General features: G+C 67.8%; 24 protein-coding genes. 15 read left to right on the top strand and 9 right to left on the bottom strand.

From position 1 onward, the window contains the following. Positions 1-266: 266 nt before the first annotated feature. Both ACWELQ_RS09730 and ACWELQ_RS09725 read right to left on the bottom strand, forming a co-directional pair. Entirely contained in the window at positions 267-572 is a 306-nt protein-coding gene (locus tag ACWELQ_RS09730) for a hypothetical protein (protein ID WP_452396613.1), read from the bottom strand. After that, entirely contained in the window at positions 559-765 is a 207-nt protein-coding gene (locus ACWELQ_RS09725; RefSeq protein ID WP_452396612.1) for a hypothetical protein, read from the bottom strand. Before ACWELQ_RS09725 ends, ACWELQ_RS09730 begins: the two co-directional genes overlap by 14 nt. 180 nt (positions 766-945) lie before the next feature. Here ACWELQ_RS09725 and ACWELQ_RS09720 point away from each other — a divergent pair, with 180 nt between their 5' ends. Together ACWELQ_RS09720 and ACWELQ_RS09715 are read left to right on the top strand one after the other, a co-directional pair. Next, positions 946-1,860, top strand: coding sequence for a helix-turn-helix domain-containing protein (locus ACWELQ_RS09720; protein ID WP_452396611.1), 915 nt, complete (start codon positions 946-948; stop codon positions 1,858-1,860). Then, the gene (locus tag ACWELQ_RS09715) at positions 1,847-2,047 is read left to right on the top strand and encodes a DUF397 domain-containing protein (protein ID WP_452396610.1); all 201 of its coding nucleotides are present in this window, start codon (positions 1,847-1,849) and stop codon (positions 2,045-2,047) included. Before ACWELQ_RS09720 ends, ACWELQ_RS09715 begins: the two co-directional genes overlap by 14 nt. Positions 2,048-2,050: 3 nt before the next feature. On the opposite strand, the gene ACWELQ_RS09710 is transcribed toward ACWELQ_RS09715, so the two are convergent. Continuing rightward, positions 2,051-2,869 carry an alpha/beta fold hydrolase gene (locus ACWELQ_RS09710; protein ID WP_452396609.1) on the bottom strand — a complete coding sequence of 273 codons (819 nt, stop codon included), beginning with the start codon at positions 2,867-2,869 and terminating at the stop codon, positions 2,051-2,053. Positions 2,870-3,111: 242 nt separating this feature from the next. Between ACWELQ_RS09710 and ACWELQ_RS09705 the strand changes: the two genes are divergently transcribed. From ACWELQ_RS09705 to ACWELQ_RS09645, 13 genes are all read left to right on the top strand, one after another. Continuing rightward, complete coding sequence (locus tag ACWELQ_RS09705) at positions 3,112-4,266, top strand: diguanylate cyclase domain-containing protein (RefSeq protein ID WP_452396608.1); 1,155 nt, start codon at positions 3,112-3,114, stop codon at positions 4,264-4,266. An 86-nt stretch (positions 4,267-4,352) separates the two neighbouring features. After that, complete coding sequence (locus ACWELQ_RS09700; protein WP_452396607.1) at positions 4,353-4,934, top strand: NADPH-dependent FMN reductase; 582 nt, start codon at positions 4,353-4,355, stop codon at positions 4,932-4,934. 9 nt (positions 4,935-4,943) lie between these two features. Beyond that, complete coding sequence (locus ACWELQ_RS09695; RefSeq protein WP_452396606.1) at positions 4,944-5,360, top strand: YybH family protein; 417 nt, start codon at positions 4,944-4,946, stop codon at positions 5,358-5,360. A 99-nt stretch (positions 5,361-5,459) separates the two neighbouring features. Further along, positions 5,460-6,080 (top strand): alpha/beta fold hydrolase, encoded by a 621-nt coding sequence (locus ACWELQ_RS09690; RefSeq protein WP_452396605.1) that lies wholly within the window; start codon positions 5,460-5,462, stop codon positions 6,078-6,080. A 69-nt stretch (positions 6,081-6,149) separates the two neighbouring features. After that, positions 6,150-6,272, top strand: coding sequence for a hypothetical protein (locus tag ACWELQ_RS09685; protein WP_452396604.1), 123 nt, complete (start codon positions 6,150-6,152; stop codon positions 6,270-6,272). 281 nt (positions 6,273-6,553) lie between these two features. Then, positions 6,554-7,906 carry an 8-oxoguanine deaminase gene (locus tag ACWELQ_RS09680; protein ID WP_452396603.1) on the top strand — a complete coding sequence of 451 codons (1,353 nt, stop codon included), beginning with the start codon at positions 6,554-6,556 and terminating at the stop codon, positions 7,904-7,906. Positions 7,907-8,201: 295 nt separating this feature from the next. After that, positions 8,202-9,626: an NCS2 family permease gene (locus tag ACWELQ_RS09675; RefSeq protein ID WP_452396602.1), complete on the top strand. Its 1,425-nt coding sequence runs from the start codon at positions 8,202-8,204 to the stop codon at positions 9,624-9,626. A gap of 10 nt (positions 9,627-9,636) precedes the next feature. Beyond that, a complete protein-coding gene (locus ACWELQ_RS09670; protein ID WP_452396601.1) occupies positions 9,637-10,761 on the top strand; it encodes an XdhC family protein in 1,125 nt (374 codons plus the stop codon). Beyond that, entirely contained in the window at positions 10,761-11,144 is a 384-nt protein-coding gene (locus ACWELQ_RS09665; protein WP_452396600.1) for an allophanate hydrolase-related protein, read from the top strand. Before ACWELQ_RS09670 ends, ACWELQ_RS09665 begins: the two co-directional genes overlap by 1 nt. Continuing rightward, the gene (locus tag ACWELQ_RS09660; RefSeq protein WP_452396599.1) at positions 11,141-11,938 is read left to right on the top strand and encodes a hydroxypyruvate isomerase family protein; all 798 of its coding nucleotides are present in this window, start codon (positions 11,141-11,143) and stop codon (positions 11,936-11,938) included. The genes ACWELQ_RS09665 and ACWELQ_RS09660 overlap by 4 nt, the downstream gene beginning before the upstream one ends. Continuing rightward, positions 11,935-12,840 (top strand): NAD(P)-dependent oxidoreductase, encoded by a 906-nt coding sequence (locus ACWELQ_RS09655; protein ID WP_452396598.1) that lies wholly within the window; start codon positions 11,935-11,937, stop codon positions 12,838-12,840. Before ACWELQ_RS09660 ends, ACWELQ_RS09655 begins: the two co-directional genes overlap by 4 nt. Then, positions 12,837-13,028, top strand: coding sequence for a hypothetical protein (locus tag ACWELQ_RS09650; protein WP_452396597.1), 192 nt, complete (start codon positions 12,837-12,839; stop codon positions 13,026-13,028). The genes ACWELQ_RS09655 and ACWELQ_RS09650 overlap by 4 nt, the downstream gene beginning before the upstream one ends. Positions 13,029-13,387: 359 nt before the next feature. Then, positions 13,388-14,563, top strand: coding sequence for a glycerate kinase (locus ACWELQ_RS09645; protein ID WP_452396596.1), 1,176 nt, complete (start codon positions 13,388-13,390; stop codon positions 14,561-14,563). Positions 14,564-14,641: 78 nt separating this feature from the next. Here the strand turns inward: ACWELQ_RS09645 and ACWELQ_RS09640 are convergent, their stop codons facing one another. From ACWELQ_RS09640 to ACWELQ_RS09615, 6 genes are all read right to left on the bottom strand, one after another. Further along, positions 14,642-16,006 carry a flavin monoamine oxidase family protein gene (locus ACWELQ_RS09640; RefSeq protein WP_452396595.1) on the bottom strand — a complete coding sequence of 455 codons (1,365 nt, stop codon included), beginning with the start codon at positions 16,004-16,006 and terminating at the stop codon, positions 14,642-14,644. Between the two features lie 167 nt (positions 16,007-16,173). After that, positions 16,174-17,205, bottom strand: a complete 1,032-nt coding sequence (locus tag ACWELQ_RS09635) for an agmatine deiminase family protein (RefSeq protein WP_452396594.1) — start codon at positions 17,203-17,205, stop codon at positions 16,174-16,176. Then, complete coding sequence (locus tag ACWELQ_RS09630; RefSeq protein WP_452396593.1) at positions 17,205-18,170, bottom strand: nitrilase-related carbon-nitrogen hydrolase; 966 nt, start codon at positions 18,168-18,170, stop codon at positions 17,205-17,207. The genes ACWELQ_RS09635 and ACWELQ_RS09630 overlap by 1 nt, the downstream gene beginning before the upstream one ends. 43 nt (positions 18,171-18,213) lie before the next feature. Further along, positions 18,214-19,767: an APC family permease gene (locus ACWELQ_RS09625; protein ID WP_452396592.1), complete on the bottom strand. Its 1,554-nt coding sequence runs from the start codon at positions 19,765-19,767 to the stop codon at positions 18,214-18,216. Positions 19,768-19,913: 146 nt separating this feature from the next. After that, entirely contained in the window at positions 19,914-21,371 is a 1,458-nt protein-coding gene (locus ACWELQ_RS09620) for an NAD-dependent succinate-semialdehyde dehydrogenase (RefSeq protein WP_452396591.1), read from the bottom strand. 7 nt (positions 21,372-21,378) lie between these two features. Next, positions 21,379-21,718: aminotransferase class III-fold pyridoxal phosphate-dependent enzyme (locus tag ACWELQ_RS09615; RefSeq protein WP_452396590.1), on the bottom strand; the 340-nt coding region annotated here is incomplete at its 5' end.

Genomic DNA, 21,718 nt, shown 5'->3' with positions numbered 1-21,718 from the left:
TCGCAGCTGTGTGCTGGCGGCCCGCGGATCCGTAGCCCACGATCGCCACTGCGGCCTGCTTGTCGCTCATCGTGACCGCCCCGATTTCCCCAGAGGTCCAGCAGCTGCTCGCGCCGCTCCTCGGGGGACATGCGCGGGGCGTACGCCTTGCTCCGTCGTGTCGGTGTGCTGGTCACGCTGCTCCCTTCGCTGCGGCGGCAAATATTACGCTCACTGTAGCTAGGGGTTAGGGGCCGCACCAGGACGACCCGGTGGGACGCGTCCGCTCAGTTCGCGGGGGTGGCGTAGCCGCGAATGGCGTCCTCGATCGGTTGCCGGGCCTCTCGGATTCCGAATGGCTCAGCGCCATCGAGGATCTCATCCAGGATCGCGGCGTGATCCAGCGTGGCCGGAAGGCGGTGCGCCTCGCGTGCGCTCACCACGACCGCCAGCAGGATCGTGGCGTAAACCCGCGAGCGCGGCACCGTCAACCGCCACCCGCGCCGCTCCATCTCCCGAATCCGCGCCTCTACGGTGTCCAGCACATCCTGAATCACCTGCAACTCGATCCGCTCGCGGTCATCGCACGGCATGACGAGCCCCCGATCCCGCCGCGCCATCACCGAACAACGCCAGCTCCAACAACCCGAGGGCATACCGCCACACGCTCGGCGTGCGTCTCCGATGCGGCGTCGGCCGCCGCCGCGCGACCCGCCCACCCCGCTGCCGCTCCGACTCGATTCGCTCGATGATGGACTGGACCGCCCAAGGGCTCTCGCTGGACATCACGCTCTCCTCCCTGTCGCCGTTGCCTGTCCAGCACACCACCGGGGCCAAACCGGTTGCCGCAAAATCGGGTACCCGATCGAAAGTCACCCGAAAGCCCAGCCCGCTATCCGATAATGGTCTCTGTAGCACCCGATTTCGCGACCTGATCCACCCGGATTCGATGATGAGGAAGTCGGCATGGCCAGCGACAATGACATGGACGCGTCGGATGCGGCCTCGGGTTCCACCTTGCCGCGACGGCAATTGGGCCGCTTTCTCCGAGATTGCCGGGAGGCGAACGGATTCACCATCGCCGCGGCGGCGAAGCTGGTGGATCTCTCGGCGTCGGCGCTGCAACGGATCGAGGCCGGGCAGACTCAAAAGGTGCGCAAACAGGATGTGCGTGCGCTGTGCGAGGTGTACGGGGTCGGCCCCGCAGACCTGCGTGCGGCGATCGACCTGGCGACGATCGCGCGGACGCAAAGTTGGTACCACGCATACGGGGGTCTGTACTCCGACGCGTTCAATATGTACACGGGACTCGAGGCTGCCGCGCATCGGCTGCTCACGTATCACGAACACATTCCGGGACTGCTGCAAACCTCCGACTACGCCCGAGCTGTCATCGGTGCGTATCCCGGGTTCACCAGCCGCACTGACATCGACCGCAGGGTCGAGCATCGAATGAAGCGTCAAGTCATCGTCACTCGCAAGACACGCCCCGTCGAGCTCGAGGTGCTGCTGCACGAATCCGCGCTGCATCGGGTGATCGGCAGCCGCCCGATCATGGCGGCGCAGCTTCGCCACCTTGCCGAGGTTTCCAAGCTGGCCAATGTTTCTGTGCGGGTGCATCCGTTCGCGGCCGGGATTACGTGGGGCATGCCGCGCGGCTCGTTCACCCTCCTCGAGTTCGAGGCCGATGGTGAACGCACCGAACCTCCGATTGTGTATATCGAAGGCGGTCCTGCCCAGGACGTCTACCTCGAAAAGCCGGACGAGGTCCGGCTTTACAGTGAACTGGCGGCGGCCATTCGCAGCACCGCGCTGGAGGATGCGCCGACCCGAGAACTGATCCGCCGGGTTATCAAGGAGTATGGGCATGACCATCAATGACGGAGCCGCGTGGTTCAAGAGCAGTTACAGCGGGAGCCAAGGGGACTGCGTCGAGGTCGCTTGGCTGGTGGAAGGGGCTGTGGGGGTTCGGGATTCGAAGGATCCCAGCGGCCCGGCGCTGGTTTTCGCGCCGGGGCAATGGGATTCGTTCGCTGCGGGGCTCGCGGCCGGGGTGTTCGACCGGTAGCCGTCAGGACTTGATGAAGTCGACGATGTCGGCGTTGAGCTGGGCGGCGTGGGTGATCATGATGCCGTGGCCTGCGGCCGGGTATTCCTTGTAGGTGTTCACCGGGATCAGGTCCTTGGTCTTGCGGCCGCAGAGGTCGATGATCGCGGAGGCGTCGGCGTCACCGTGAATGATCATGGTGGGCAGGGTGATCGCGCGGAGTTCGTCGCGGAAGTCGGCGGTGTAGATGGTCTCCATGATCTCGTCGGCCGCGAGCAGGGAGCAGTCCATGCACTTCTGGACCATCCAGGCGATGCGGGCGGAGGAGACCTGGTTGCCGAGGTGGGTGGCGAAGAACGCCTGGGCGTTCTGTTCCATCCAGAGCGGGCGGTCGGCGGCGCGGGCCGCGTTCACCGCGTCGGCGATGGCCCGGGGGACCCCGTCGGGGTTGTCGTCGGTCTGCGCCATGAACGGCAGGGTGCAGGAGACCAGCATGATCCGGTCGATCCGGTCGCTGCCGTGCCGGGTCAGGTAGCGGACCAGCTCACCGCCGGACATGGAGTGCGCGACAACCACCACATCGCGCAGGTCGAGGTGTTCCAGGAAGGCCGCCAGATCCTCGGAGAGCGTGTCGTAGTCGTAGCCGTGCCCGACCCAGTCGGACTTGCCGTGGCCGCGCCGGTCGTAGGACAGCGTGCGCAGTCCTTGCCGGGACAGCGGCAGCATCTGCAATTCCCAGGAGGTGCTGCTGAGCCAGCCGCCCGCGAGGAACAGCACCGGCTGGCCGGTACCCCAGTCCTGGTAGTGCAGCCGGGTGCCGTCGTGCGAGTCGAAGTAAGGCATGGGATTCTCCAGGTCGTTCCGGGTTTGTTCTTACTGGTGACAACGTTATTGAGAGCCGGCGGGCGGAGAATCTGTCGCGCTTAGGTACTTTCGACCGGTACCCGGGCGGTGACCGGAATCATGCGGTCTGCGGGCCGCTCGAAAGCTCACGTTGCCAAACCCGCGAAATCCTCATAGCCTGCGCAAAGAGTCTCGAATACGCCAGCCGAATCAGAGGATCTCCTGACGCCCCGAGGCGGTTTATGACCGACGCTCGATCGCTGTATCGAACCTGGTGGCACGACCGGGTCGATTACCGCTGGCTGGTCGACACCCTCCAATCCCACTCCGCGTTACGCGGATTCAAGATCATGCTCGGTGCCGGGGGCATCGTCATGCTCCTGATCGCGGTGCTGGCCGCCGTCGCGCAGGGCGACATGTCCGGACCGCTGGGCTGGCAGGGCGCGGTGGAGGCCACGGTGGCCGGGGTGTGGACGTTGCGCTGGTGGTTGCTGCCGTGGCCGCGGGAGATCGAATCGCTGATCTGGATCGCCCTGTTCGACCTCGACACCGCCGCCAACAACCTGCTGGCGCACGACCGTGTGGTCGCGGTGCTGGGGATCGTGCTGTTGATGGCGATCGGCGGATACGTGACCGTGTTCCACGGGCCGCGGGTGCTGGCCCTGCACGTCGCGTGGTCGATGCTGGCGGCGGTGACGCTCGGCGCGCTGATCGCAACCGGTCGCCTGCCCAGTACCGGGCGCGGTGAGGCACAAGGCCGATACCAGGATCTGGCCTTGGGCCTCGACATCATTCTGGTGATGGTCGTCGTGGTCGGCGTCATCCTGCCGTTCGTGCAGCTCTGCCACTGGATCGTGCGCGTGGACGCGCTGTCGGATCCGCTGACCACGCTGCTCAACCGCCGCGGCCTCGACTCCTCGCTGGCCGCGCACATCGGCCGCTGCGGCCGCCTGTCCGGATACGTCGCCTCGGTCGACCTGGACCGATTCAAGACGATCAACGACACCTTCGGGCACTCGGCCGGCGACGAGGTGCTGGTGCACACCGCCCGGCGATTGCGCACCAGCGTCGAAGCCGACGCCCTCGTAGCCCGCACCGGCGGTGAGGAATTCGTCGTCGTCGGCTGTCTGCGCGAGGACCCCGCGGCCGTCGGCGAGCGCCTGCGCGCCGCCATCGAAACCACCCCCGGCCTGCCCGTCACGGTCACCGCCAGCATCGGCATCGCGATCCTCGACGCCTCGCGACCCGACACCGAATGGACCGAAGCCGCCTTCCGTCGCCTGCTGCACCGCGCCGACTCCGCCATGTACCGCGCAAAACGGCTGGGCGGCAACGCTTTCGTCATCGCCGACGCGGACGAGCCCGCCACCTTCCCCGAGCTCCGCCGGGCCGAATAGGGCGGGTTGTTCACCCGGGTCTGACATTTCGTCCGGTTGATTCGTCGAGAGGTGGTAGCACTTTCGACAGAGCAGGAGTTCCGGACATGACCAAGATCGGCATCATCCTCGGCAGCACTCGGCCCAACCGCAGGGGCGCACAGATCGCCCAGTGGGTGCTGGAGTCCGCGTCGGCGCGCGGCGACGCGGAATACGAGCTGATCGATCTGCGCGATCACCCGCTGCCCCATTTCGACGAGCCCGTACCGCCGATGTTCGGCCCCTCGTCCAACGCGCACACTCGCGCCTGGGCCGCGCGGGTCGGTGCTTTCGACGGCTTCGTGATCGTGACCCCGGAGTACAACGGCGGCTACCCCGGGATCCTGAAGAACGCGCTCGACCATGTCTTCGCCGAATGGGTCGACAAGGCAGTCGGATTCGTCTCCTACGGAGTGAACGGCGGCGCCCGCTCGGTGGCACAGTTGCGCGGGGTGTGCGGCACGCTGGGCATGGCCGATGTCGGTTACCAGGTCACGGTCTCCGTGCTCACCGACTTCGAGAACAACACCTTCGTCGCGGACGACCGGCAGACCGACGCCCTGGGCAAGACACTGGATCAGGTCATTGCCTGGACCACCGCGCTCGCACCGTTGCGGTCCAGCGCCGCAACCACTCTCGTCAACTCCTGAGGAGCCATCATGTCCGAACTCGACAAGCACATCGACAAGGTGATCGAAGCGCTGGCGGCCAAAGATCTCGACGCCGTCGGGCGGCTGTACAGCACCGATGTCGTGTCCTTCGATATCGAGCCGCCACTGCAACACGTAGGCGTCGCCGCGAAGCTGGCGAACTGGGCGAGAGTGTTCCAGATCTTCGAGACCGTCACCTACGAGCTCCGCGACCTCACCTTCACCGAAGGCGGCGACGTGGCCTTCGGCCACGGCTTCGCCCGCCTGAGCGGCACTTTGGCGAACGGGACACCCACCACCGGCATGTGGGTCCGCGTCACCTACGGCCTCCGCAAGATCGACGGCACCTGGCTGATCACCCACGACCAGGTCTCGGTCCCCCTCGACATCCCCACCGGCACAGGCGTTGTCGACCTCGAACCCTGAGCCCACGCGCGGCGGGTAGCAGGGAATCTGGAGCGTCCCTGCACCCGAAGGACACCGCAGAGCAGGGATACTGTCGGTCGGCCTTGGTATCAAAAGGAAATGACCACGTTCATGCTGATCCCCGGTGCCGGATGCGACGCGGGCTACTGGCGGCGGGTGGCCGACGAACTGGGCGGCCTCGGCCACGACGCCGTCCCGGTACAGCTACCCAGCGAGGACGACACCGCAGGGTTGCGCGAGTACGCCGACGCGGTGGTGGAGGCCATCGGCATGCGTCGAGATGTGGTTCTGGTGGCGCACTCCTTCGGCGGGTTCACCGCACCGCTGGTCTGCGATCGGGTGCCGGTGGAGCGAATGGTGTTGGTATCCGCGATGATCCCGGCCCCCGGCGAGACCCCGGGCGACTGGTGGGCCAACACCGGGCACCGGACCTCCGGCGATGACGACGTGTTCTATAACCTGCTGACGCTCGAACAGCATTCCGAGGCAGTGCAATACGAGCGTGGCCAGTCCGCCACGCCGATGGGGCAACCGTGGCCGCTGCCCGCCTGGCCCGACGTCCCCACTCGATTCGTGCTGCTGCGAGACGACCGCTTCTTCCCCGCCGACTTCATGCGCGGCCTCGTACGCGAACGGCTGGGTATCGAGCCGATCGAGATGGACGGTGGCCACATGGCCATGATGTCCAACCCTGCCGAACTGGCGCGGCTCCTACTGTGACGTGCCGATTATCCGATGAGAGCTTGGCCGGGGCATCGATGATCGCGTCGTAGTCCATGGCAGGGCGAGTTGGAAGGGCTCGGCATCGGCTACGGCGTCGAATCCGGCCTGCCGGGACGCTTCTACCAATATCCCGGTGACCCACTGGCTTCCGGCATCGGCACTCCGGTCAGCCACACGGTTCCGGCCTGACCGCGCTCGGCATCGATCACCGGGGCGGCGGGTTCGACACCGAGTCCGCCGCCCGTCCGGCCGGAAAAGGTATAGCCCGCGAATTCGTTTGGCGATACGCGCGGTAAGAATGATTGAAAGTGCCCGGATCTTGTTCACATCTGCTGCGATAGTTTCTGGATAAATCTACAAATGCCGCCGAGCGAACCGGTTGGCAAATTGGGATGAATCGTCGTTTTTCGTGCGCGCGTCAGCCGAGTTTAGTTGTCGGAACACGCAATACGGACAGAAGACGGGCACGAATGAGTAAGTTGGTCATTGAAAACGCTTATATCGCACCGGTTGTCGGTGACGAGATCCCCAACGGTTATCTGGTCGTTGGTGACGACGGGCGGATCGAAGCTCTCGGCGCGGGACCGGCGCCGACGGTGGTGGGTGCTGACCGCCTCTCCGGCACCGGTTGCCTGGTGACCCCGGGCCTGGTGAATACCCACCACCACCTCTACCAGTGGGCCACCCAGGGACTGTTTCAGGACGCGACCCTGTTCGAGTGGCTGACCGGGCTCTACCGGCTGTGGGCCACGATGGACGCGGAGATCGTGCACGGCGCGGCGCAGGCGGGCCTGGGCTGGCTGGCGCTGACCGGCACCACCACCTCCACCGATCACCACTACCTGTTTCCGCAGGGCCGTGGCGATCTGTTCGAGGCGGAGGTGCGCGCGGCGCGCGAGATCGGCCTGCGCTTCCACCCGTGCCGCGGTTCGATGGATCGTGGGCAGTCGCAGGGTGGTCTGCCGCCGGATGAGGTGGTGGAGGACCGCGACGCGATCCTCGCCAATACCGAGGAGATCATCCGGACTTATCACGACCCGTCGTTCGATTCCATGCTGCGCGTGGCCGTCGCCCCTTGCTCACCGTTCTCGGTGTCGGAGGGTCTGATGGTGGAATCCGCCGCGCTGGCTCGCAAGCACGGGGTCCGTTTGCATACTCATCTCGCTGAGACCCTCGACGAGGAAGAACACTGCATCGAGCAGATGGGTTGCACGCCTGTCGAATACATGGAGAAGCTGGGCTGGCTCGGTGACGACGTGTGGTTCGCACACGCGGTTCACCTGCACGACAAGGACATCGCGGCCTTCGCCAAGACCGGTACCGGTTCGGCGCACTGCCCGACCTCGAACGCCCGCCTGGGTGCGGGGATCGCGCGGGTCACCGATCTGCTGGCGGCGGGTGCGCCCGTCGGGCTCGGTGTCGATGGTGCGGCCTCTGCTGAGTTGACGTCCATGGCCGGGGAGATGCGTCAGGCGCTGCTGTTCCAGCGCGCCGTGCGCGGACCCCGCGCCATGACCGCGCGTCAGGCGCTCGAGGTCGGCACCTTGGGTGGTGCTCGAAATCTTGGTCGGCACAACGAGATCGGTTCGCTCGAGGTCGGGAAACTGGCCGATATCGCGGTCTGGCGGGTGGACGGCTTCCGGGCCGCGCTCGAGGATCCGGTGTGCGCGTTGGTGTTCGGCCCCCAGCCTCCTTTGGCCCGGCTGCTCGTCGGTGGCAACACCGTCGTGGCCGACGACGAACTGCAAACCATGCCGCAGGATGCGGTCGGACGCGCTGGCGCCGACGCCCGCAGGCGAATCATGCGACAGGAGCACCGATGACGTTCAGATAGACCCACTGACCCTGACGATCCCCCGCAGTATCCGGAGAGCCACCCATGCTCTCCTAGACGCCTGCGATCGCCGCAGCGATTCGCGATGCCTGCCGCAGCGGGGCGGCACCGGGAACCCCACCACGGTTCCCGTGAGTCCGGAAAACAGCATCCGGAAAAGTTGATTAACAGGGGCAAGTCCGTATCTAGCGGTAAAGACCCCACAACAAGCATCACCGAATCCGCGGCTCGGGACATCCCCAGCATCCGTGCCGCTGGTCGGCTACGCCCATAGGAGGGCAGCCATGACCCAGACTCAGTCACCGATCACGACGTCGGAAACGCGGGTAAATCCGCTCGACAAGCTGTTTCGGTTCTCCGAGCGCAAGACCACACTATCGCGTGAAATCCGCGGTGGCATCACGACATTCGTCGCTATGGCGTATGTCATATTGCTGGTGCCGCTGATTCTCGGTGGCGTCACCGACATTCACGGCGACAAGTTGAGCATCGCTCAGCTGACCACCACGACCGCCTTCTCGGCGGGTCTGACCACCGTCCTCATGGGCATCGTCGGCAATGTGCCCCTCGCATTGGCCGCCGGACTCGGACTGGTCCCCGTCGTCGCCTTCCAGGCGGCACCGCACATGACCTGGCCGCAGGCCATGGGCCTGGTGGTGCTGATGGGCATCGTGATCGTCATCCTGGCCGCGACCGGCCTGCGGACGATGATCATCAATGCCATTCCGCTGGCGATGAAGAACGCCATCGGTGTCGGCATCGGCATGTTCATCGCCATGATCGGCCTGGCGTCCTCGGGCGTGGTCGGCAAGGGCGCCGGTACCCCGGTGACGCTGGGTGTGGACGGGCATCTGTCCGGTTGGCCCACGGTGATCTTCGCGGTCGGCCTGCTGCTCATGCTGGCGCTGTTCATCCGCAAGGTGCCGGGCGCGATCCTGATCAGCATCGCCATCTCCACCGTGCTCGCGATCATCGTCAACTCGATGGCGAAGATCGACCCGAAGCAGTGGGGCACCGTCGTGCCGGAGAAGCCGAAGTCGCTTTTCGCCGCACCGGATTTCGGTCTGATCGGCCACATCGACCTGTTCGGTGGTTTCGCCACCGCCGGCGCGATGACCGCCACCGTGGTGCTGTTCACCCTGGTGCTGACCGGCTTCTTCGATGCCATGGGAACGGTTTTCGGCGTCTGTGACGAGGCCGGCCTGGTGGACGAGAAGGGTCAGGTGCCCGGCATGGGCAAGATCCTGACCGTCGACGGTGTCGCGCAGATCATCGGCGGCGTCACCGGTGGCGCGGGTTCCACGGTGTACGTCGAGTCCGCGACGGGTGTCGGTGAGGGTGCCCGTACCGGTTTCGCCAGCGTGATCACCGGCGGATTGTTCTGCGCCGCAGTCTTCTTCACCCCGATCGCGGCCGTGGTGCCGATTCAGGCCGCCTCTCCCGCCCTGGTGCTGGTCGGCGCGCTGATGATGACCCAGGCCCGCAAGATCGACTGGAACGATCTCGAGGTCGCCATCCCGGCGTTCCTCACCATCGTCCTGATGCCGTTCACCTACTCGATCACCAATGGTGTCGGCGCCGGTCTGATCGCCTACACCGTGATCAAGCTGGCCCGCGGCAAGTTCCGTGAGATCCACTGGCTGGTGGCCGTGGTGAGCGTCGTGTTCGTCGCCTACTTCGGCATCAACGCCATCGAAATGGCCTTCTAGGGAGTCAGCAATGCGTGACATCGCGGCACAACTGCTCGAATGGCATGAGGCGGGCAAGGATTACGCCCTCGCCTCGGTCATCGGGATCGGTGGCTCCGCACCCCGACCGATCGGCGCGGCCCTGGCCGTGGATGCCGACGGCACCGTCATCGGAAGCGTTTCCGGTGGCTGTGTGGAGGGCGCGGTCTACGAGTTGTGCCGCGAGTCGCTGGCGACCGGCCGATCCTTTCGGGAAACGTTCGGCTACAGCGATTCCGACGCCTTCGCGGTCGGATTGACCTGTGGCGGAACCATTCAGGTGTTCGTCCAGTCGGTGACCGAGGCCAATCGCGATGCGGTGGACAAGGTCCTGCGAGCTGAGGGGGAGGCCGTCGCACTCGTGCGCGACCTCGACAACGGCGCCATCATGGCGCTGGGCACCTGGTGGAACGCCGGAGCCGAATTCGACGAGCGGGTAGTGACGCAAGCCCAGGCGCTGCTCGACACCGGCCAGACCGCGGTACGGACCATCGGCTGTGAGGGCAGCCAGGTCACCGTTCTCGTCGAATCCCACGTGCCACCACCGCGCATGATCGTCTTCGGGGCGATCGACTTCGCGGCCGCGGTGGCGAAGATCGGCAAATTCCTCGGCTACCACGTCACCGTGTGCGACGCGCGGGCGGTCTTCGCCACCCGCGCCCGCTTCCCGGACGCCGACGAGGTGGTCGTGGAATGGCCCCACCTGTATTTGGCGCGGACCCAGGTCGATGCCCGGACCGCGCTGTGTGTACTCACTCACGACGCCAAATTCGATGTGCCGCTACTGGAGGTGGCGCTTCGCCTGCCGGTGGCGTACGTGGGTGCGATGGGTTCCCGGCGCACGCACGAGGATCGTCTCCAGCGACTTCGTGCGGTCGGGATGACGACAACCGAACTGGCGCGGTTGAAGTCGCCCATCGGACTCGATCTGGGCGGGCATACGACGGAGGAGACAGCCGTCTCCATCGCCGCCGAGATCGTCGCGGTCCGCCGTGGGGGCTCGGGGATTCCCCTGGGCGCCCACGGCGGGCCGATCCACCGCGACGCGATCGTGGTGCCCGAGGTGACCGTGCCGGATTCCCCGGTCGGGCTGCTAGTGAAAGAGGAACCACGGTAATGCCTTTGATCTTCCTGAACGGGGGTGCCATGCGCGGCGGACCCCTCAACTACCTGCTCGAGGGGGCACCCTTCGCCGGAGAGGTCAAGACCGCGCCGCAGTACCGCTTCTATTCGGTCGACGACCGCTTCCCGGGCCTGCACCCGGTGGCCTACGGTGGCGTGCCGATCGCGGGCGAACTGTTCGACGTGCCGATGGAGGTGCTGCGCAATCGCCTGTTGCCCTCCAAATCACCGAAGCTCGAGCTGGGTGTGATTGCCTTGGACGACAACCGCTCCGTGTTGTCGATGATGTTGCGCCGCCCGACCCTGGCCGATCCGGAGATCGTCGACATCACCGATTTCGGGAGCTGGCAGAGCTACCGGGAGGAAATCGCGGGATGAAGTACACCGCCGACGGCGCGCTTCGGAAATTCGACGTGCACTGCTCGATCCTGTTCACCGACCTGCCGCTGCTGGAGCGTCCTGCGGCGGCGAAGGCGGCGGGGTTCGACGCGGTCGAATTCTGGTGGCCCTTCGGCGAGAACCCGGTGCCCGGGGACAGGGAGGTCGACGCGTTCGTCGCCGCCGTCGCCGAGGCCGGGGTACAGCTGGTCGGGCTGAACTTCATCGACCTGGTGCCCGCCGGACGGGGACTGGTGTCCGTACCCGGACGGGAATCCGAATTCCGGGACAATATCGACGTGACCGTCGGAATCGCCGAGCGGCTGGGATGCCGCTCGTTGAATGCGTTGTACGGCAACCGGATTCCCGGTGTCGATCCGGCGCTGCAAGACGAGCTGGCGCTGGAGAATCTGACGCTGGCCGCTCGCGCCGCCGCGCGCATCGACGCGCAGGTGGTGCTGGAAGCACTCAATTCCATTGAATCGCCGGACTATCCGATCGTGTCGGCCGCACGCGCCGTCGAGGTGATCGACGCGGTCGGCGCTCCCAATCTCCGATTCCTCTGCGACCTCTACCATCTCGCCCGCATGGGCGAGGACCTCCACCGCGTCATCGCGACCCATGCACCCTTGATCGGGCATGTGCAGATCGCGGACGCGCCCGAGCGCAGCCGCCCCGGTACCGGCACGCTCGACTTCGAGAGCCTGTTCGCCGCACTCGACGCCGTCGGTTACGACGGCTGGATCGGCCTGGAATACAAGGACCCCGAAGAGGATTGGAGTTGGATCGAGTGAGCAGCATCGGATTCATCGGGCTCGGTATCATGGGCGGCCCGATGGCCGGGCATCTGGTGGCCGCGGGCCACGAGGTGACCGGGTACAACCGCTCGGCCGCCGCGGTGGAGAAGCTGGTGGCCGCCGGTGGGATCGCCGCCGCGAGTGTGGCCGAGGCCGTCGACGGCAAGGACATCGTGATCACGATGCTGCCGCAGGACGAGCAGGTCCGTGCGGTGTTCGCCGAGATCCTGCCGCACGCGAAACCCGGTGCGCTCTATATCGATTTCTCCAGCGTCACCCCGCAGACGTCGGAATGGACCGCGGCCGAGGGCGCGAAGCACGGGCTGCGGGTGCTGGACGCGCCGGTCAGCGGCGGTGAGCCGGGGGCCGTCAATGCCGCGCTCTCGATCATGGTCGGTGGCTCGGCGGAGGACTTCGAGGCCGCGAAGCCGGTGTTCGCCGCGGTCGGCAAAACATACGAACTGGTAGGACCCAACGGTTCCGGTCAGGTCGTGAAGGCCGCCAACCAGCTCATCGTCGGCGGCACCTACGCCCTGGTCGCCGAGGCGATCGTGCTCATGGAGAGCCTGGGCGCGGACGCCGCCAAGGGCCTCGACGTGCTCGCGGGTGGCCTCGCGGGCAGCAAGATCCTCGAACTGAAGCGAAAGTCCATGCTGGCGCGCGACTTCCGGCCCGGCTTCCGCATCGACCTGCACCACAAGGACATGGGCATCGTCACCGACGCCGCCCGCGCCGCCGAGGTCACCATCCCGATGGGCGCGCTCACCGCCCAGCTCATCGCCGCAGCCCGCGCCATGGGCCACGGCTCCCTCGACCACTCCGCCCTCCTCCTGGTCGCCGAAACCCTCTCCGGCAAGACCGACCCGGGCAAGGCCGATTCCGGTGAGGCAACCGCGTGAACGACACCATGACCCGCCCCCCGCACTGGCTGGACCAGCACGGCCACGGCGAAATGGCCTGGCCCACCGGCTGGGTGATCGACCGCTACACGGTGCAGATGCCCGTCGTCGAGACCACCGGCCCGGCCACCCCTACGGAAACCCCTGCGCCGCAACCCGATTGCGAGTCGATCGGCCGCCGACTATGAGCCGCGAGGACCTCGGCGCGGACGGCGCGAACGACGGCCCCGGCCCCGCCTCGCCCGCTGGCCGCGACGAATTCGGCTGGCTCCGGATGCCCAGCCGCAGCGGTCTCGACCCGGTCTGCGCCATCAGCCGCGCCGACGCAACCCGAATCAGCGGGAACGAGTCATGATCTCGCCGCGTACGGGAATTCGCTTCCGCGACTCCGGCCGAACCCGCGGGGCGGAGCGATGATCGAGCTATGTGGGGGAGTGCGCCGGGGCTGGAGGGAGCGGGCCGGAGCGAGGTTCGCCCTGCAAGACAAAGTCGGTTCAGCGGGCGTTGTGGACTGTCGTGACGCCGACCGGATTGGCGGGGCCCTACCATGATTCAGCCGCGGGGCGGGGTGCGCCGGGGGTGGATGGAGGGGCATGTGGTCGTGGCCCCGGACAAGTTTCGGGGGTCGTTGACCGCGCCTCAGGTGGCCGCGCATCTGGCGGCCGGGTTGCGGCGGGCGCGGCCCGATATACCCGTGGTGACGGTGCCGGTCGCGGATGGTGGGGACGGGACCGTGGCGGCCTTGGTCGCTGGCGGGTATTCGGGGTTGCAGACCAATGTGACCGGGCCGGTGGGGAATCCGGTGATCGCGTCCTTCGCGATGCGGGGTGCCGACGCGGTGGTCGAGCTCGCCGAAGCTTCCGGGCTGCGGCGGTTGCCGGATCGGCCGACACCCACGACCGCGTTGACCGCGACCAGCGCGGGGACGGGAGAGCTCATCCGGACCGCGGTGCGGCGCGGGGCGCGGCGGGTGGTGCTGGGGTTGGGTGGCAGTGCCTGCACCGACGGGGGAGCGGGGATGCTCACCGCGCTCGGTGCCAGACTGCTCGATGCGTCGGGCCGCCCGGTCGCGCCGGGCGGGGCGGCGTTGCGGCGGCTGGCGCGCATCGACACCACCGACCTGCTGCGAGTCCCCGTCGTGGTGGCCTCCGATGTGGACAACCCACTACTCGGGCAGCGCGGCGCCGCACAGATTTTCGGCCCGCAGAAGGGGGCTGGGCCGCGTGAGATCGAGGCTTTGGAAGCCGGGCTGGCTCGGTTCTCGGAGATCGCCCGGCGCGACCTGGGCATCGACGCGGCGGATCGGCGCGGGGCGGGCGCGGCCGGCGGGGTCGGGTTCGCGGCGCTGGCGTTTCTCGGGGCGACGATTCGGCCCGGGATCGAAATCATTTTGGAGCAGCTGGATTTCGCGCACGTGCTGGCCGGTGCTCGACTGGTGATCACCGGTGAGGGTTCCCTGGATGAGCAGACCCTCTACGGTAAGGCTCCCATCGGGGTCGCCCGGGAGGCATGGCGGGCCGAGGTGCCGGTCGTCGCGGTGTCCGGGCGATGCGAGATCGACCGGGACATGTTGCGGCGCTTCGGTATCGACGACGCCTACGCGCTGACGGATATCGAGCCGGATCCGCGGGTGTGCCTGCGGGAAGCCGGAGTTCTGCTCGAACAGCTGGCGCACGGCATTGCCGCGGACCATCTGGACCGCCAGCTGACCCGTAACCGCTAGACCATCCGCTGGGGCTGACCACCCCATTCCCGAGCCGGGAGCCGCTGACCGATGAGGGGTCGGCGGCTCCCGTGCTGCTTACACCAGGGCGCGGGCCGCGACGATGGCGGCGGCGGTGCGCTGGCCCATGCGGACCGCGCCGTCGACGTGCTGGAAGCCGTGCCCGGCCAGGTCGGAGCAGGAGAAGTGGATGGGGCCGACCGGGTCGCGGTGGTCGCGGCCGTAGCGGGTCATGCCGCCGAGGTCGAAGCTGACGCCGTAGGCGCCGCGGGTCCATTCCTCTGTGCCCCAGTCGGATTCGTAGAACACGACCGGGTTGGCGGCCTCCGGGCCCAGGTAGCGCACCAGGCAGTCGAGGGCCGCCTGCTTGCGCTGCGCGGCGTCCATCGAGAAGTAGAGGTCGGCCTGGGTGTGGGCGATGAAGCCGACCATCGCGCCGTTGTCCACGCCGTGGTTGGTGTTGTCGTAGACCTCCGAGACCAGGTCGGTGTCGCTGAAACCGGTTCCGGACAGGCCCTTCTCGCGCCAGAACGGGGTCTCGTACACCGCGTGCACCTTGACCACGAAGCCGAAGGACATGTGCTGGTGCATCTGGTGGCGGCGGCGCGGCAGCGGGGGATCGAAGCTGATGCCCGCGTACAGGTTCGGCGGCACGGCCAGCACCACGCGGTCGGCGTGCACCTCGAGGTCGCCGTCGGCGAAGACGGTGACGCCGGTGTCGGACCAGCGGATCTTGCGGACCGGCGCGTTCAGGTGCACGTCCGCGCCCAGCGAAGCGGCCAGCCGCCGCGAAACCTGTTGCATGCCACCAATGACGCGCTTGTCGAGCATGAACGTGTCGGTGGCGAGCGAGGTGTAGGAGCCCTGGGCGGCGGCCATGTGTAGCGCCTGCAGGGTGGAGAAGGTGTGGGCGGGCTTGGTCAGCATGGCGCCGGCGACGAAGAACGACACCGTCTCACGGGCGTATTCGTTGTCGGACTCACGCTCCAACCACAGGCTGAACGGGATCGAATCCAGTTCCTCCGCTTGCGGATGCGCCCACGGTTCCTCGGCACCCACCTCGGCGGCCAGCTTGTCGAGCAGGGCCAGGAGCCGGTCGATCTCGGCGGCGGTCTCGGGGGGCGCGGGGAACACATCGCCGGTGAATTGCTGCCGGGTGCCGTCGGCGGCGAGATACACCGACTCGCCGTCCCGGTAGCGGGAGAAGGTCGACAGCCCGAGTTCCTCGACCAGGGCGAGCGCGGCGGTGTGGTGCGGCGAGAGCCACTGGCCGCCGACCTCGATCATGGCGCCGTCGATGTCCCCGGTCCAGGTGCGGCCGCCGACCCGATCGCGGGCCTCCAGCACGGCCACCGACAGTCCGGCCTTCCGCAGTTCGGCGGCAGCGGTCAGACCGGACGGTCCGGCCCCGACGATCACGACGTCACGAGTGATGACAGCCACGAGAGCTCCTTACCGGTAATTCGACATCGGGGGATAACCCGATGGTTGCTATTTCAGTATGTGCGCGCGGTCACGAGCGTGCCCACGCCGTTTCGGTGAGCCGGCCCGCCCCTCATTCGCCGAATCGGCGTCCGCGGGCCGGATCACCCCCGCGACCGGGGTGCGGGTCAGCGAGCCGCGAGCGGCTCGTTCTGGGTGATGCAGTGGATGCCGCCGCCGCGCGCGAAGATCGGGCGGGCGTCGACGAGCACGATGCGACGGCCGGGGTACACCCGGGCCATGATCTCGGCGGCCTCGGCATCGGAGGGATCGTCGAAGGCGCACAGGATGACCGCGTCGTTGCAGACGTAGTGGTTGATGTAGCTGTAGTCGACGAAACCCTCCTCATCGCGCAGCGTGCGCGGGGCGGGCACCGGGATCACCTCGTAAGGCGTTCCGGTGGAAGAGGTTTCGGCGGCGAACTGCTTGACGAGCTCGCGGCTGAGCTCGTGGTCGGGATGCTCGGGGTCGCGCTGATCGTGCACCAGCACCACACCCGGCGACGGCAGCGCAGCCACGATGTCGGCATGCCCGCGGGTGCCGAAGCGCTGCGAGTCCCGCCACAGCCCGCGCGGCAGCCAGTGCGCGGTCTCGATGCCGAGGGTGCGTCGCAGTTCGGCTTCCACGTCGGCCTTGGTCAGCCGGGGGTTGCGGAAGGGATCCAGCTGCACGGTCTCGGTCAGGATGACCGTGCCCGCGCCGTCGACCTGGATGCCGCCGCCCTCGTTCACCAGCGGCGAGTCGATGATCGGCACCCCGGCCGCCGTGGCGACGGCCCGGCCGATGGCCGAGTCCTTGTCCCAGCGGGCCCAATCCTGTTGGCCCCACCCGTTGAAGACCCAGTCGACCGCGGCCACCGACCCGTCGGCGGCGTGCACGAAGGTCGGGCCGATGTCACGCATCCACGCGTCGTCCAGCGGAGCTTCGAGCAGGTCGATCGCGCTCGACAGCATTCGCCGGGCGTCGGCGACGTCGGCGGGATCGACGACCATGGTCACCGGTTCGAACTCCGCTACCGCGTGCGCGACGGCCGACCAGGCGTCGCGCGCCTCGGCGACGGCCTCCGGTGTCGCGGTGATCTCCGAACCCACCGGCGGGAACGCCATCCAGGTGCGCTTGTGCGGCGCGTGCTCGGCGGGCATCCGCCGTGCGGCGGTCATCACGCCCGCCCGAACGGGTAGTCGCGCTCGACCGGCGCGGTCAGGCGCGCGTAGGTGTCGGGGCGGCGGGTCTCGAGGAACGGGAACAGCGTCAGCCAGTCCTTGCGCTGATCGAGGTCCAGGTCCGCGACCAGTACCGCGGATTCGTCGCGCGGGGCCTGCACCAGGATCCGGCCGTAGGGGTCGGAGATGAAAGACGAACCGTAGAAGGTGATTTCGCCTTCGTCGCCGTAGCGGTTGGGCACGATCATGAAGGTGCCCGCGGTGATGCCGTTGCCGACGATCACGTGCTGCCACAGCGGCTGGGTGTCGAAGGCGGGGAAGGTGGGCTCCGAGCCGATGGCGGTCGGGTAGACGATCACGTCCGCTCCGGCGAGGGAGTACATGCGGGCCACTTCCGGGAACCATTCGTCCCAGCAGGTCGGCATGCCGATGCGGACGTCGCCGAGGTCGGCGTGGCTGTGCGGCTGGTACGCCTCGTCGGTGGCCGGGCCCGCTCGGAAGTAGGTGTCCTCGTAGTAGCCCGCGCTGATGGGGATGTGCAGCTTGCGGGTGCGCCCGACCAGTTCGCCCTTGGGGGACACCAGGATCGCGGTGTTGAAGCCGAGCCCGTCGCCCTGATCGGCGCGCTCGTAGAGCGAGGCGTGCACGAAGATGCCGTGCTCGACGGCCGCCTCGGCGGCGAAGGTGAAGGTCGGGCCGGTCTCCGGATCCTCGGCGTGGGCGGCCGGGTTGTCGCCGCCGCGCACGAAGGCGGGGTACTTGCTGAAGGTCACCTCGGGCAGGAACACCGCCTTGGCACCGAGTTCGGCGGCCTTGGCGATGCCGTCGTTCAGTTCGGCGCGCAGGGCCGCGGCATCGGCCTGCCAGCGATGCTGAACGAGGGCCACGCGCAGCGGCTCACGGACGGGCGCGTCGACGCGGGCGTGCGAGACGGGCGGTTCGAAACAGGTGATGACGTTCATGACTACTCCTTCTCGAAATGGTCTGGGGGAGAGGGCTGTTCGGCTACGACGGCATGGGATCGCCGGACACGGCACGCGGCAGGGTTTCACCGCGGAAGTACTCCGGGTGCCGCAGACGCTGCGCGAGCATGAGCACCGCGCCCAGCACGAGAATCCCGAAGCCCAGGTAGAACACCAAACCGATCCCGAAAATCGAGGCGCCGCTGCCGACTTCGGGCTTGAGGCTCTCGCGCACCGAGATGCCGAACACGACCAGCAGCATGGTGCCACCCAGCAGCGGGAACAGCAGCTTGAACAGGAAGTCGCGGGCCGAGGCGAACCAGCGCTCGCGGAAGTACCAGACGCAGGCGAAGGCGGTGATGCCGTAGTACCAGCAGATCATGATGCCCAGTGCCGCGATGGTATCCAGCAGCACGTGCTGCGACAGCAGCGCGGTGATGGCGTAGAAGCCGCCCGCCACGATCGCGGCGACCGCGGTCCCGAAACGCGGCACCTGGTATTCCGGGTGCACGCTGGCGAAGCGCGGCGGCAGCGCCTTGAACGTGCCCATGGCCAGCATGGCGCGCGCCGCGGGCAGGAAGGTGGCCTGCAGGCTCGCGATGGTGGAGACCAGCACCGCGGCGAACAGCAGCAGCTCGCCCGCACTGCCCATGATCGGCTCGGCCAATGCGCCGAAGACGTTGTCGTGCGCGGCGTCACCGCTCAGGCCGATGCCGGTGTCGCCGACGCCCGCGTACCACATGAGGGCTACGGCCAGCAGGAGATACGTCCCGAGCACGGTCAGGATCGACAGCAGTCCGGCGCGTCCGGGGGTGCGCTGCGGATCCTTGCACTCTTCGCCGAGGGTCAGCGCGGTGTCCCAGCCCCAGTACATGAACACCGACCCGATCAGCCCGATCGCGAACGCGCCCAGGGTGAGTCCGGTGAACGGGTTGAACCAGTCGATGTCGAAGCTCAGCCCCGACGGCGCGTCCCCGGTGACCGCCTTGCTCAGCGCGATGCCCGCGAACAGCAGCAGCACCACCAGCTGGAACCCGACCAGAATGTACTGGGCGCGTTCGCTGGAGCTGATCCCGCGGCTGGCCGCCCACCCGGCCGCCGCCAGGAAGGCCAGCGTGGTCACGATATTGATCAGCTTGTTGTCGCCCAGGGCGGCAATGGATTCCGAATGCGTGAGCCGTCCGATGAACAGGTAGAGGAACTGCGCGCCCACAGCCGCGATATTGGCGAGCACGATGACCACGGCGATCACCGAGCCCCAGCCCGCCATCCAGCCGACGTAGGGGCCCAGCGCCCGCGCCGACCAGGTGAACGACGCCCCGCAGTCGGGGGTTTCGGCACTGAACTCGCGATAGGCGTAGGCCGCCAGGAACATCGGGATGAACCCGGCGATCAGCAGCGCGGGCATCTTCAGACCGACCGCGGCCACGATCAGGCCGAGACTGGCGGTGGTGGTGTAGGCGGGCGCGATGGACGCGATACTCAAGACGGCTCCGGCAATGGTGCCCACCTTGTTGGTGGCCAATCCCTTGCCGCTGGCGGCATCTCGAGTATCACGCGACGGCACTGTCGCCTCGGAGGCATTCTGCACGAGCATCCAAGCTCCTGGAACTGGGTCTGGTCGCGCCGCACGTCCTTTCGGACGGCGGCGCCACCTCGCCGATGGAGAACCGATCCGGCGCAGTGGGGGCCGGGATCGGGTGGGCGCGGGATCCGGCTCAGGGGCCGGTGCGCCGGGGGACGTCAACGCGTCAGCGCGACGTATTTGGTGTCGAGGTATTCGTCGATCCCCTCGGAGCCACCCTCGGTGCCCAGACCGGACTGTTTGATCCCGCCGAACGGGGCGGCCGGATCGGAGATGACGCCGCGATTGACGCCGACCATCCCGGCCTGCAAAGCATTCGACACCCGCAGCGCGCGATCGAGGTCGCGGGTATAGAAGTACGCGGCCAAACCGTATTCGGTGTCGTTGGCCGCGGCCACCACGTCCTCCTCGGTGTCGAAACCATAGATGGCGGCGACGGGTCCGAAGATCTCCTCGCGGTGCATGCGGGCGGTGCGCGGCACATCGTCGAGGACGGTGGGCTGGAAGAACCAGCCGGGGCCGTCGATGGCCTTGCCGCCGGTGCGGATCACCGCGCCGGCCTCTACCGCGTCCTGCACGAGCGCGGCGACGGTGTTGCGCTGGCGCTCGTTGATCAGGGGGCCGGTGTCCACGCCGGGCTCGTAGCCGGGACCGACACGCAGCGCGCCGATCTTCTCCGCGAGCCGCGCCGCGAACTCCGCGCGGATCGAATTGTGCACGTAGATGCGGTTGGCCGCGGTGCACGCCTCGCCGCCGTTGCGCATCTTGGCGGCCATGGCCCCGGCCAGCGCCTCGTCCAGATCCGCGTCCTCGAACACGATGAACGGCGCGTTGCCGCCCAGCTCCATCGAGGTGCGCAGAACGGTGTCGGCGGCCTGGCGCAGCAGCAGCTTGCCCACCCGGGTGGAACCGGTGAAGGTCACCTTGCGCAGGCGCGGGTCGGCCAGCAGGGGCGCGGTGATGGCCGCGGCGTCACTGCCGGGCACGATCGACAGCACGCCCGCGGGCAGTCCGGCGTCGGCGAAGACGCGGGCCAGCGCCAGCATGGTGAGCGGGGTGTCCTCGGCGGGCTTCACGATCACCGTGCAGCCCGCGGCCAGCGCGGGGCCGATCTTGCGGGAACCCATGGCCAGCGGGAAGTTCCACGGCGTGATCGCCAGGCACGGGCCCACCGGCTGCTTGGTGACCAGGATGCGTCCGGTTCCGGCGGGGGAGTCGGTGTAGCGGCCGCCGATGCGGACCGCCTCCTCGCTGAACCAGCGCAGGAACTCGCCGCCGTAGGCGACCTCGCCGCGCGCCTCGGCGAGGGTCTTGCCCATCTCCAAGGTCATCAGCAGCGCGATCTCCTCGGTGCGCTCCATGAGGATCTCCCAGGCGCGACGCAGGATCACCGCGCGCTCGCGCGGAGCGGTTGCGGCCCACTCGGATTGGACGCGGCAGGCCGAGTCCAGGGCGCGCAGGGCGTCCGCGCCGGAGGCGTCGGCGACCTCGGTGAGCACCTCGCCGGTGGCCGGGTTGCGCACCGCGAACGAGGATCCCGAGACGGCGGGCGCGGCCGCGCCGTCGATCCAGACACCGGTGGGGATCAGGTCGCTGATCCGGTCGTATTCCAACATCGTTCTCCTAGACCGGGTTCGCGGCGAGTTCGGCGATGGCGGTGCACAGCACCGTCAGCGCGTCGTCGAGCAGTTCGTCGGTGATCACCAGCGGCGGCAGCAGGCGGATCACATTGCCGTAGGTGCCGCAGGTCAGGGTGATGACACCCTGCTCGAGGCAGCGCTTGGCGATGGCGGCGGTGAGCGCGGCGTCGGGTTCGGTGGTGCCGGGTCGTACGAATTCCAGGGCCAGCATCGCGCCCCGGCCGCGCACCTCGCCGATGGCCGGAACCCGCTGCGCCAGTTCGGCGAAGCGCGCCGTCGCCACCTCGCCGATGTGGCGGGCGCGGGCGGGCAGATCGTGGTCG

The organism is Nocardia sp. NPDC004722, assembly GCF_053601505.1.
Note: the sequence above shows the minus strand (reverse complement) of the source record. Positions and strands in the feature narration are given on the sequence as shown.